This is a genomic window from Aquiflexum gelatinilyticum (genome assembly GCF_024741135.1).
Taxonomy (GTDB): domain Bacteria; phylum Bacteroidota; class Bacteroidia; order Cytophagales; family Cyclobacteriaceae; genus Cognataquiflexum; species Cognataquiflexum gelatinilyticum.
The window spans coordinates 1-12,809 of the sequence record NZ_JANSUY010000019.1 but is presented as its reverse complement, the minus strand read 5'-3'; the positions used below and the strand labels follow the sequence as shown (position 1 = coordinate 12,809).

The 12,809-nt window shown below is 39.4% G+C and carries 11 protein-coding genes and 1 riboswitch; of the genes, 9 read left to right on the top strand and 2 right to left on the bottom strand.

Annotated features, from left to right (window positions below; translation table 11 throughout):
* The first annotated feature begins 6 nt into the window (after window positions 1-6).
* The 3 genes from NU887_RS17045 (at window position 7) to NU887_RS17035 (ending at window position 1,780) form a co-directional block, all read left to right on the top strand.
* Window positions 7-930, top strand: coding sequence for an aspartate carbamoyltransferase catalytic subunit (locus NU887_RS17045; protein WP_258424590.1), 924 nt, complete (start codon window positions 7-9; stop codon window positions 928-930).
* Window positions 931-1,035: 105 nt separating this feature from the next.
* Window positions 1,036-1,449: a nucleotidyltransferase substrate binding protein gene (locus NU887_RS17040; RefSeq protein ID WP_258424589.1), complete on the top strand. Its 414-nt coding sequence runs from the start codon at window positions 1,036-1,038 to the stop codon at window positions 1,447-1,449.
* A 4-nt stretch (window positions 1,450-1,453) separates the two neighbouring features.
* A complete protein-coding gene (locus NU887_RS17035; RefSeq protein WP_258424588.1) occupies window positions 1,454-1,780 on the top strand; it encodes a nucleotidyltransferase domain-containing protein in 327 nt (108 codons plus the stop codon).
* Between the two features lie 85 nt (window positions 1,781-1,865).
* On the opposite strand, the gene NU887_RS17030 is transcribed toward NU887_RS17035, so the two are convergent.
* On the bottom strand, window positions 1,866-2,927 hold the full coding sequence (locus NU887_RS17030; protein ID WP_258424587.1) for a YncE family protein: 1,062 nt from the start codon (window positions 2,925-2,927) through the stop codon (window positions 1,866-1,868).
* The gene (locus NU887_RS17025; protein ID WP_258424586.1) at window positions 2,924-4,741 is read right to left on the bottom strand and encodes a TonB-dependent receptor; all 1,818 of its coding nucleotides are present in this window, start codon (window positions 4,739-4,741) and stop codon (window positions 2,924-2,926) included. Before NU887_RS17025 ends, NU887_RS17030 begins: the two co-directional genes overlap by 4 nt.
* Before the next feature lie 313 nt (window positions 4,742-5,054).
* Window positions 5,055-5,271: riboswitch (cobalamin riboswitch) on the bottom strand.
* Between the two features lie 222 nt (window positions 5,272-5,493).
* Here NU887_RS17025 and NU887_RS17020 point away from each other — a divergent pair.
* The 6 genes from NU887_RS17020 to NU887_RS16995 all read left to right on the top strand — a co-directional run bounded on the left by NU887_RS17020 (window position 5,494) and on the right by NU887_RS16995 (window position 12,714).
* Window positions 5,494-6,555: an ABC transporter substrate-binding protein gene (locus tag NU887_RS17020; protein WP_258424585.1), complete on the top strand. Its 1,062-nt coding sequence runs from the start codon at window positions 5,494-5,496 to the stop codon at window positions 6,553-6,555.
* Window positions 6,545-7,576, top strand: a complete 1,032-nt coding sequence (locus tag NU887_RS17015; protein WP_258424584.1) for an iron ABC transporter permease — start codon at window positions 6,545-6,547, stop codon at window positions 7,574-7,576. The genes NU887_RS17020 and NU887_RS17015 overlap by 11 nt, the downstream gene beginning before the upstream one ends.
* A 49-nt stretch (window positions 7,577-7,625) precedes the next feature.
* Window positions 7,626-8,645, top strand: a complete 1,020-nt coding sequence (locus NU887_RS17010; protein ID WP_258424583.1) for an ABC transporter ATP-binding protein — start codon at window positions 7,626-7,628, stop codon at window positions 8,643-8,645.
* Window positions 8,646-8,776: 131 nt separating this feature from the next.
* On the top strand, window positions 8,777-10,519 hold the full coding sequence (locus tag NU887_RS17005) for a GMC oxidoreductase (RefSeq protein WP_258424582.1): 1,743 nt from the start codon (window positions 8,777-8,779) through the stop codon (window positions 10,517-10,519).
* A gap of 10 nt (window positions 10,520-10,529) precedes the next feature.
* Window positions 10,530-11,237: a gluconate 2-dehydrogenase subunit 3 family protein gene (locus NU887_RS17000; protein WP_258424580.1), complete on the top strand. Its 708-nt coding sequence runs from the start codon at window positions 10,530-10,532 to the stop codon at window positions 11,235-11,237.
* A 211-nt stretch (window positions 11,238-11,448) separates the two neighbouring features.
* Window positions 11,449-12,714, top strand: coding sequence for a PorT family protein (locus NU887_RS16995; protein WP_258424579.1), 1,266 nt, complete (start codon window positions 11,449-11,451; stop codon window positions 12,712-12,714).
* Window positions 12,715-12,809 lie beyond the last annotated feature (95 nt).

The following is a 12,809-nucleotide window of genomic DNA, read 5'->3' as shown; positions in this document are numbered from 1 at the left end:
CTACACATGTCACAACTCAGCACCAGACACTTATTAGGCATCAAAGACATCAGTGAAAATGATATCCAATTAATTTTTGAGACTGCGGACAATTTCAAAGATGTACTCAACAGACCGATCAAAAAAGTACCCTCTCTGAGAGACATCACCATCGCCAATATATTTTTTGAAAATTCCACCCGCACAAGATTATCCTTTGAATTGGCAGAAAAGAGGCTTTCAGCAGATGTAATCAATTTTTCTTCTTCCAATAGTTCAGTCAAAAAAGGAGAGACGCTCATCGATACCGTCAATAACATCCTCTCCATGAAAGTAGATATGGTGGTGATGAGACATGCAAGTCCCGGTGCTCCACACTTTCTTTCCAAAAACATCCAGGCCAATGTGGTCAATGCCGGAGATGGCACCCACGAGCATCCTACACAGGCACTTTTGGATGCTTTTTCAATCAGGGAAAAACTTGGGGATGTAGCAGGTAAAAAAGTTGCCATCATTGGAGACATCCTTCACTCTAGGGTAGCCCTTTCCAATATTTTCTGCCTGCAAAAACTCGGTGCCGAGGTTATGGTCTGCGGGCCGATCACTTTGCTCCCAAAACACATAGACAGCCTAGGGGTAAAAGTGGAATACGATGTCCAAAAAGCATTGGAATGGTGCGATGTAGCCAATGTCCTAAGAATTCAATTAGAAAGGCAACAAATCAAATACTTCCCTTCTTTGCGTGAGTATTCACTCTATTTTGGCATCAATAAAAAAATGCTGGACAGGCTTGGTAAAAAAATAGTCATCATGCACCCCGGCCCCATCAATAGAGGAGTGGAAATGAATTCTGATGTTGCTGATGGAGAGCATTCCATAATTTTACAACAGGTAGAAAATGGAGTCGCCATAAGGATGGCGGTGCTGTATTTGCTTGCGGGGGCCAAATAATGACTTTTGGCAAAAATCAGAATATTGGTTTTTTAATTACCCGGTTCTTTTAATTCTAGAAGATAATTTTGTGATTTCTGATTAAATTAGCCAAAAGACAATCAGATGGAACCAGATATCAGGTGGGAACAAAGATTTGAAAACTTCTCCAAAGCTTTAAAACAGCTAGAAAGCGCTGTAAGACTTTCAAAAGAAAGGGATTTGTCAGATTTAGAAGAACAGGGGCTGATTCAAGCATTTGAATTTACCCATGAATTAGCTTGGAATGTAATGAAGGATTACTTTTATTATCAAGGGAATAGCCAAATTACAGGTTCACGCGATGCAACAAGAGAGGCATTTAAAGTTGGTTTGGTGACTGATGGAGAAGGATGGATGGAAATGCTAAAAAGCCGAAACAAAACTTCACATACCTATAATCAAGAAACTGCCTCCGATATAGCGAATAAGATCAAAAATTGGTACTATAAGTTATTTCTTGATTTCGAGCAAAAGATGAAAAGCATAAAGGAAAATTGAGTCCATGGAAAAATTTGGCCTAAACAAAACCACAATTCATTCGATTAATTCCGTATTCGAGAGCCACCCGAATATTGAGAGAAGCTTGATTTATGGCAGCAGGGCAAAAGGCAATTTCAGAACAGGTTCAGATATCGACTTGACACTTTTTGGGGAAAAATTAACTTTGTCAGAATTATTGAAAATTGAAAATGAATTGGATGATCTTATGCTTCCCTATAAGATAGATATTTCGATATTTCATAAAATTGAAAGCAGAAATCTAACAGATCACATTCAGAGGATTGGCAAAGAATTTTATTCCTTAACACAACCCGTTGATAAAAGGTGAGTTTTGTATTTAGTCTACATTTATTTTTTTCTAAAAAAAGGGTCTGATTTTTTCTTCTTCAAACTCCAAACACAATTCTTTAAAATCATTTAAAAATAAACCCTGAGGGTCCTTTTCCGACTGTCAATGTTTTGACAAGAATTCCAAGAGGACTTAATATGAAAACGCTTCCATTTCCTTGAAAACCATTGTGCTCAGCGACATAAATTTCTTTGCCTTCTATTTTGAATCCGATTCCATAGATGCCATTACCGACATAAAAGGAAGGGTTTGTAACTTGTCCATTATTTACTGAAACTTTTGCTACTGCATCATCATAATCCGGCCAACCTGTAGAGGTCACGACAAATACCTCACTGCCCTCTCCCAATGCGATTATTGGCGTTGGATTTGTCAAAGGGATTTTTGTGGTTTTCACCACGGTATAGTTTCCGGGATTTACTTCATGAAAAAATACATTATTCTCGTCTGTGGCATAAAGGAATAATCTCCCTTCAATTTGCAAAAACTCTGAAGGAGTTCCTTCTACTGCAACACTAGCAGCCAAAGTTTCGGAAGCTATCGAAATCACATCAAACTTTTTGGCTGCAGAACACGCAACATAAATGAAATTTCCGGCCACAATCATCCCTTCAGGACGGCTTGAAACAGGGATTTTTTTTGCTATTGGCCCTCCATTCAAGTCATTGACCACTGCGATGTATGAATCAGGGTTGTTAAAATCACCATCATATGGCCCCCAATCACTGATAAAAAGTCTTTGATTGACAGAAACCAAGGACCTTGAATTATCTAATCCCAAACTAACGCCACCTACAAGACTGAAGTCTTTTGGAATCACAATTTCTACCTTCCCGGTATTTGCAACCAGATACAGTCTCCCCTCAGCTTCTACCATATCCTGGATCAATCCACCAAAAGGTCTGCTGTTTTTTGTCCGGAAAATATTTTCCTTGATCACTCCCGTAGCAGGATCATAATGAAAAACTTCACCGTCATTGACGCCAAAAGCACCTTCATTCATTATCAAAACCCCGTCTTCAAATTCACCTTTTGGCAAATCAACAGGATCAGTAGTATTTGTGGTACATGAGGAAGCAAAAATCGTAAGCCAAACCAATGGCAGCAGAAAGCGTGAATTTTTCATATTCTAATATTTAAATTAAATTGATAATTTCTTCCGGGCATAGCCCGGAGAGGCATCACTTGGTAATCAGTATTGAATAAGTTATTGATTTGGAATCCAATATTTCCTGAAAGTTTTTTAAATGACCAATTACAATTGCTTCCTAAATCCCAAAGTTGATATGGTTCCAATCTTCCGGAACCATCTGTTCCGGTAAAGCGCTCCCCTACTCTTTGAAAATTAAGGAAAGTACTGAATACCCCTTTTCCAATACTGAATAAAGATTGGAACTTTTGTTCAGGGGTAAATGGCAATTGATTTCCTTTGCTTCGGTCATTTTCAGAAATATCAGTTTGGTTGATGGCTTGTGTCCAAGCATAGTTTGTAGTCAATGCTAAATTCCAATTTCGGATTTTTTGACTTAACTCCAAGCTATATTCAACACCTGAATTTTGCACCTCCCTGATGTTTTGAGGGTTCCATATATTTCCTTTAGGCAGCCATATGATCCAATTATCAACTTTCATTCTATAATAGGTCATTCTTTGATTCAGATCAAAATTGTCTTTTTTGAAGGAATAGACCAGACTCATTTCTCCGCTCCAACTCTTTTCTGATTTCAGATCCTGATTTCCCCCCGGTACCCAAAATCGGTCATTCAATGTCGGAACTTTAAAACTTCTTGCCAAATTGGATTTGAAGAGAATTTGGCTAGATTGATTTTCCCACACTTGCCATTCGCCTCCAAGACTCGGCGTAAATGGTGCAATTTTTCTGTCAAACACCATTTGCCTGAGGTTGAAAGAAAAAGACAACTTTTCATTAGGCTGAAAATTGGTTGATTGGTATAATTCTATCCTTGACTCTTGGGCTCGAAAGGTGCTCAAATTACCAACAATATAGGTATATCTGATACCGGTTTTTGAATTCCAATTTCTGCCGATTTCCCAATCCATATCTGCTGCAAGAAAATATTGGATCGTCTGATTGCGTGAAGTATTAAAAACCTGATCATCTCTTACCAGGCCGCTTTTTAGGTTCCAAACTTTGTTTTTTGAGAAATGAAAATAATCCAAAACCCACCTCAAATTAGTATCAGTCTGAAAGTCTTTGGTATTGGATCCCATTATCGGTTGGATTTCCCTTTCGGTCCCATTCCACCAAATCGATGAACTGATGAGGTTTTTGGAATTGATTTTCCAAGCTAAATCCTCGATTCCACCTTGCTGGATCACCTTGGCATGATCCTGCCTTTCCATGGGTGTACCGAATTTTGTGATGTTCAGAAACGGAAAATCATTTTCTGAGAAATTCCGGTAAACCCTTGTTCTAGCTGAAAACTGTTGGTTCGAAAAGCCATATTCTAATTGTTGGTTCCATATCCCAAAACTCCCAAATAAAGATCCAATCCGGACCTGATGACCTTCGCCAAATTTAAGTTTATTGGTCAAATGCACAGCTCCTCCAATAGCATCCGTTCCGTAAAGCGCCCCTCCACTCCCAAAATGGACAGAAGCCTGATCAAATCCTCCAACAGGAATAATGGAAAAATCCGACTGCCCCAATGAGGGGCTGTTTATCGGAAGTCCGTTCCAAAATACAGCATTGTGACCGGCTGAAGTTCCCCGCATAGTCAAAGAAGATAGCATTCCTGATCCATATTGACGAAGAAACAGACCTGTCCGCTTCTGTAAGAAATCTGAAAATGGCCAGCCTTGGAAATTTATCAATTCAGCTTCAGTGATTGTATTGACCTTATTTCCAAATGTATATTTCTCAATATCAGGTGAAAAAACCTCTACAGAAGGCAATGTAACAGTATCAGGATCTATCATTTCAGTTCCGTTACCCAACCACCTTGACTCTTCAGAATTTAAATACTGAGGTGACAAAGTCCGGAAAAAGCAAACAAACAGGAAAACCAACACCTTTAAAATGATTCGAATGGAACACTTATTTATTCCAAAGCCAAATGCTAGAAATTGGTAGAGAAGAAAACCAAAGGTTCACCCAATTGAGAATGAAGAATTTTGAATTTAAAGGATTCAAAACCCAAATATTGGAAAGCCATCAAAGGACAATCCCATTCTTGCCAATTGTTTTTGTGAAAACCACCTGCTTTTACCTCAGCCTTTCACCCGAAAGCTTTGAACAATATGAAAAATGGCAGGTCTCCTGGCTTCCCTGGATTTACCGGCCTTCTCGTGCGACGCATCACACAATGGCAATGGAGGAGGGTAAATCACTATTCCGATTGGTTCAGAATGGGGTTACAGTTGCGGGGACAGCTCCGGTATTTCACCGAATTCCCTTTTCATCCCGAGAGCCTGATGAAGGTTCGGGAACCATAATTCTGAAACAAACATAGCCAAAGATATTTTTAGACAGGTTAATTGTGTGATTATTTTTTGTACAAAAGCCACAATTGAAAATAGACTTTGGCTTCGGGTGTTATATTTGGAAAACATTTGCTGACACTTTCGAGATGAAAATCCCCCTGCTTCATTCTTTTTATTCTTGCTTCTATTTCGTCTTTCCCATTTTTATAATCCTTTTTTCCTGTCAATCTCCAAAAGAAATCAAAGAATTGGACTTAGTCGAGATCCCAAATTCATATGCAAAGGGCTTTGCTATATTTCAGGGAGAAGGATTTAAAGTTCTTGAGGTTCGGCATGCATTTCCGGATAAACATCCTCCTTTTCGTTATTTGGTCAAAGAAAATTCTGATTTGAAATTGGATGAGGCCGGGTTTGATGCTGTTATTTCACTGCCAATATCGAAGGTGGTTCTGACTTCCACTACCCACATTCCTCATTTGGATTATTTGGAGGCTTCAGATTTATTGAGAGGATTTCCTGATCTGGATTTGATTTCCTCTCCAAAGACAAGAAAATTGATTGACGCCGGAAAAGTCTCCGATTTAGGTAAAGGAGCTCAGGCGAATATTGAAAAGATCATTGAACTCGATCCTGATTGGGTGATGATTTCAACTTTGGGGGAAGACTTGAAAAACATAGAAATCCTAAAATCAGCCAAAATTCCTGCATTCATTAATGGAGAATATGTAGAGCAACACCCTTTGGGAAGGGCAGAATGGATCAAGTTTACAGGCGTATTATTGGGAAAATTAGAAGAATCAAAAACTGTATTTTCCAAAATCGAATCCGAATACAATCAAGCTTCGGATTTGGTAAAGGAATTGCCGGAAAACAAACCAAAAGTAATGGCAGGAGTCATGTATAAGGACATCTGGTATGTACCTGGAGCGGACTCTTGGGGAGCAAGATTGCTGGAAGTAGCAGGTGGTGAATACCTTTTCAAAGACCAAAAAGGAACAGGAAGCGCACAGTTGAGTTATGAATATGTATTGGAAGTGGCCCAAGAATCGGACTTTTGGCTGGGAGCTTCGGATTTCAAGACATTGGTTGAAATGAAATATGCAGACCCTAGATATTCTCATTTTGATGCTTTCCAAAATGGAAACGTATATACCTATACCTTAAAAAAAGGTCCGACAGGCGGTTTAGAATACTTCGAGTTGGGGTATTTAAGGCCGGATTTGATTCTTCGGGATTTGATCAAAATTCTGCATCCAGATTTATTACCGGATTATTCCCTGTATTTTTATAGTAAACTGGATGAAAAATAAACCCACCTATTTCCTTTTTCTGTCCGGCATTTTTATTTGCCTACTGCTTTTCGCAGTGAATCTGGCGAGTGGATCAGTTTTGATTCCGATTCAAGAGGTGATGGGGAGGTTTATCGGGGGGGGATTTTCAAAAAGTTCTTGGGAAACCATCGTAATGGGTTATAGGGTACCCAAAGCATTTGCAGCGATTTTAGCAGGAATCGGGCTTTCTTTGAGTGGTCTTCAGATGCAGACTTTCTTCCGAAATCCACTGGCAGGACCATATGTGTTGGGAATCAGTTCTGGTGCAGGCTTGGGAGTTGCGCTATTGGTCATGGCAGGTTCGGCTTTTGGATGGTCCATGTATTCGGGAGGATTTGGAATCTGGGCAATCGTATTTTCTGCCACTGCCGGGTCGATTTTGGTTTTGTTATTGATGAGTGTTACAGCCTGGAAAGTCAACGACAGCATGACATTACTCATCGTAGGTTTGATGTTTGGCTCTGCTGTTTCGGCTTTGATTTCAGTATTATCGTACTTTTCGGGGGCAGAGCAACTGAAGATGTTTACCATCTGGTCTATGGGAAGTCTCGGAAGTACCCAACCTGATCAGTTATTGGCTTTTTTAATTGTTGTTTTACTGGGATTGATTCCTTTGTTGATCAATCTCAAATCATTTAACGCCATGCTTCTCGGCGAAGCATACGCAGTAAGCATGGGTATAAACATCCAAAAGCTTAGATGGGCTATGATTGTCAGTACAGGGATTTTGGCGGGTTCAGTGACAGCTTTCTGTGGACCAATCGCCTTTATCGGAATTGCTGTACCACATATGGCGAGGTTGGTTTTCAAAACAGGGGATCATCGGGTCCTTTTTCCAGCCTCGGCTTTGATCGGCGCTGCAGTTCTATTGGCATGCGATACGATCAGTCAGTTACCCGGCAGTGCACAGACTTTACCAATCAATGCAGTCACTTCTTTGGTGGGTGCACCGATGGTCATCTGGTTGATTCTGAAGAGGAATTTCAGTAAGGAGTTTTAGGAAAATTGAAAATATAAGATTTGAAAAACCATAACCAACATAATAAACCTTGTCCATTCAAAATTCCATATTGCAGGCAAACGATCTTTCCTTAGGGTATAAAAAAGGCAAGAAGTCTAATATTGTTGCAGAGCAAATTTCCTTTTCTTTAAAAAAAGGAAAACTCACTTGTCTGCTTGGCCCAAATGGTGTTGGTAAATCCACCTTGATCAAGACAATCATGGGACAGGTTCCTGCTCTGAAAAATCAGGTCTATTTGGACAATAAACCCACAGATTTATTTTCAATCAAAGACCTGGCAAAAAAAATAGCTGTCGTCCTAACAGAAAAAATCAGCAGCGGCAATCTCACGGTTGAAGAGATTGTGTCTTTGGGCAGAATTCCACATACAGGTTGGTCTGGATATTTATCAGAAAATGATCGGGAAAAAGTAAGCCAAGCAATCCGTTCTACGCATATCAATTACATTCAGGACAGACCATTAAGCGAACTCAGTGATGGCCAATTGCAGAAAGTAATGATTGCAAGGGCATTGGCACAGGATGGCGAAATATTGATTTTGGATGAACCCACGGCACATTTAGACCTCATAAACAGGTTTGAGATCATGCATTTGCTCAGAGATATCGCAAAAAATGAAAACAAAGCCGTGCTCGTGGTGACACACGACCTAGACATAGCCATCGATACAGCCGATGAATTTTGGTTAATGCAATGTGGAATGCCTTTGGTCTGTGGAAGTCCTGAAGACCTGATACTCCAAGGAAGCATCGACCTTTTACTTCCAAATGAAACCCTCAAATTCGATATATCTGTAGGGAAAGTTCAAGAATCAACAATTTTCAGATACCCGCAAATTGATGGGCCGGAGGAAATCGTGAAATGGGTGAAATCCGCTTTAAGGAAAAATAAAATCAATCAGCAGGGCAAATCTATTTCTATTGAAAAAGATGGTAATCAAATTTCCTATATTTTAAAGACTAATACAGAAATAATCCGATTTGAATCAATCTCCTCGCTGATTAGCCAACTCAATTATTTTGAAAATGATATTTCGATGCCATCATAAAATTTATTGACTTGATATTCCAATTTTCTCCCATTCTCAAGATGAGTTTCTGAAATTCTCCAAAAGTTAGGTTTGTGAATTTTACATTTTTTTATTTAACTTGTAAGACAAACATAAAAATTTTATAAAACATGAGTTTTGAAATCAAATCATCTGGAGAAGCTTATGATGTGATTATCGTAGGTTCCGGTGCCGGTGGCGGTATGGCTTCCAAAATTCTTTCTGAGGCAGGACTATCAGTTGCTGTATTGGAAGCAGGAGGCGATTTTGATCCGGCAAAAGACGAGGATAGGACCCAACTGAGACCACCTTGGGAATCTCCGAGAAGGGGAAGCGGAACCAGGATCAGGCCATTTGGTGACTTCGACCAGGCAATTGGCGGTTGGGATATAGAAGGCGAACCCTATACCAACGTGAAAGGAACCCAATTTGATTGGTTCAGATCTAGAATGCTTGGCGGCAGAACCAATCACTGGGGAAGGATTTCGCTACGTTTTGGTCCCAATGATTTCAAAAGAAGCAGTATTGATGGCATGGGTGATGATTGGCCGATAGGCTATGATGATGTCAAGCCATATTATGATAAAGTAGATAAACTGATCGGGGTTTTTGGCTCAAAAGAGGGGATTTACAACGAACCTGATGGATTTTTCCTTCCCCCTCCAAAGCCAAGACTACATGAAATGTTTATCATGAAAGGAGCAAAAAAAGCAAATATGCCTGTAATTCCCGGCAGGCTTTCTATGCTGACCCGTCCGATAAACAATGAAAGAGGAGTTTGCTTTTTCTGTAACCAATGCAACAGGGCCTGTCAGGCATATGCGGATTTTTCCTCAGGAACAGTCTTGATCAAGCCTGCTATGAAAAAAGGCAAAGTGGAGTTATACACCAACGCCATGGTCAGGGCAGTAACAACCGATGATACCGGTAAAGCCACTGGCGTTTCCTATGTCAGCAAAATAGACATGAAGGAATACAAGCTTAAATCCAGGGTGGTTGTTTTGGGCGCATCAGCCTGCGAATCTTCCAGGATAATGCTCAACTCCAAATCAAAATCCCACCCAAATGGAATCGGAAACAGCAGCGGGGTGGTAGGAAAATATCTTCATGATTCCACAGGTGCGGATAGAATGGGAATTCTTCCGGATTTGATCGACAGAGAAAGATACAACGAGGACGGTGTTGGCGGCATGCACGTGTATACACCTTGGTGGCTGGACAACAAAAAGCTGGATTTTGCACGGGGTTACCATATTGAATATTGGGGAGGAATGTCGATGCCATCCTATGGGATAGGGTTTTCGATGGATACCATGAGAAAATATTTGAAGGATGAATTTGGCAACCCAAGTCCAAACGGAGGATATGGTGAAGGTCTGAAGAAGGATATCAGAAGATCATACGGCTCTATGGTGGGTATGTCAGGAAGAGGAGAAAGTATACCAAGAGAGACAAACTATTGTGAAATCGACCCAAATGTGGTTGACAAATTCGGCATACCTGTGCTACGATTCCATTACAAATGGTCTGACCAAGAAATCAAGCAGGCAAAACACATGCAGGATACCTTTGAAGAAATCCTTACCAATTCTGGTGCTGTCCTATTGGGTCAAAAACCGGGAGCTGACACCATGTATGGATTGGCCACGCCGGGAAGGATCATCCATGAAGTCGGAACCACAAGGATGGGGAATAATCCTGCAACTTCGGTTTTGAACAGTAACAGCCAAGCCCACGACTGCAAAAATCTATTTGTGGTGGATGCAGGTCCGTTTGTATCACAAGCAGATAAAAACCCAACTTGGACCATTTTGGCCTTGTCTTGGAGAACTTCAGATTTTATTATCAGTGAATTGAAAAAGAAAAACATATAATTCAGGAGCTATGAATAGAAGAGACAACCTCAAACTCCTTTTTGCCGGGTCATTGGCATCCGGATTCCTTTTGACCAATTGTAAACCGAAGGACAAAGCTGCAGATATGAGTCCGCAGATTTCCGGAGGTACTATGGGAGGAAGAATTGAAGCTGAAAATATCAGAGATCAAAAACTCCTTTCAGAAACCTTCTTTACCGAAGAAGAAAGAAAAAAACTGGATGTCCTAGTAAATATAATCATGCCTGCAGGTGAAGATTCTGGAAGTGCAACTGATGCAGGTGTTCCTGATTTCATTGAATTTATGATGAAAGATTATACTGCCTATCAAACACCGATGCGAGGTGGATTGATGTGGCTGGACCATTATAGCGATGATAATTACGGAAAAAAATTCCTCGAACTTTCAGAAACTGAAAGAATGGAAATCATTGATTTGATCGCTTGGCCTGAAAAAGCAAAACCTGAAATGGAAGGCGGCGTCAAGTTCTTCAACATGCTCAGAAACTTAACTTCAACGGGATATTTCACTTCTGAGATAGGATTCAATTACTTGGGATATGTAGGAAACAGACCAAATGTATGGGATGGCGTTCCTGAGGAAGTCATGAAAAAACATGGCTTTGCCTACGAGGAAAAATACATTCCTCTTTACTTAAAGCATGAAGAAAGGGCAACAGTCGCTGTTTGGGACGATGAGGGAAATCTGATTGGATAACATTACTTAAACTTTTTTTATTGAATTTCAAAAAAGCCATTGTTTGACAATGGCTTTTTTATTGAAAATCCTGTCTTGAGGAAATCACTTTCCATTTCCATATAATTAAGGTTTAGAAATTGATTTTTAAATTTTTTGAAAAGACAAATTTCTATTAACTAACTTATTTGTGAAATTGATTTTTAACTGTATTTTTCGGAAAAATCATTTTATGAAAAAAGTAAAAATCATTTTACTCTTTAGCCTAATATTTATTCTTAAAAATCCTGTGTTTGCTCAGAGCAATTTTTTGTCCGCAAAGATTGTAAATGCTATAGGTGACACAATCCAAGGAGAAATTGATTACAGAAATTGGGATAAAAATCCGAACAAAATCACCTTTAAAAGCCTTGATCAAAAGGAAATACTAGAATTCACCCCAAAAGACATTCAAAGCTTTTTGGTTTCTGATGAAGTATATCTCAGTGCAAGGGTAGAAACCGAGAGGATTGGAAACAATCAATTTGACCAAAGCCCTACAATTGAAACTACATTAGAAACTGTTTTTTTACAGACTATTATGGCAGGAGAAAAAAGCTTGTTTTTATATAAAAATGAGGCTTCAAGGGAAAATTTCTATATTGAAGAAAACGGGGAGTATTACTTACTCAAATACAAGAAATACAACAAAGTGCAAACTGTAAATGGGGCAACCCGAAGCTACACAGCAGAAAACAAATTCTTCCTGGGACAACTTGGGGCATATCTGAATGGTTGTCCTGATATTCAAAAAGACATCAATATCACACAATATAAAAAGGAAAGCTTAAGCAGGTTGATCCTCAAGTATAATGAATGTACCGGCACTGAAATCAAATTTGAAAAACCGAAAGAAAAGACACTTACCAAATTTGGGGTTTTGGGAGGGGTATCGATGACAAGTTTATCATTCACAGGGGCCAACCATCCAAATTTGACCGAAGCTGACTATGGTGTTTCAATTAACCCGGTCCTTGGCTTATCTGTAGATTTCATTTTCCCAAGAAACATGAGAAAGTGGGGTTTTTCAAATGAATTAATGTTGGCAGGATACCAATTCCAAGGAAACAACATTAACGAAATCACTGATTACCTTATAGAGCATTCCGAGACTAAATTTGAATATACCCAAATCAAAATAAACAGCATGCTACAATACAGCATGTTTTTGGAATCAATTGAGTTGTTTTTCCATGGTGGGATGTCCTTTGGATTTGCTGTCAATGAAACGAATCAGGAGTACATCCAGACTTTTTTTTATCAAACGGTAACATCTGAAACCCGGAAAGCGGTGGATACTTTCAGAGTTGGAGAAATGGGGTTTTTATTTGGAACAGGGATTCGTCTCGGTAAAATATCAGGAGAAATCCGTTATGAAAATGGTAATGGTATGTCTGATATCCCATCGTTATCATCTCCCACCAATAAAGTATTTGTATTAATTGGCTACAGATTTTAAAAATCAAAAATTCAGAAATACATCTAGATAGCTTCCATAAAAACAAAAAGGGTAATGTGGTCAAAAATAGTTGGTGACTTTTACTAAAAAATTTA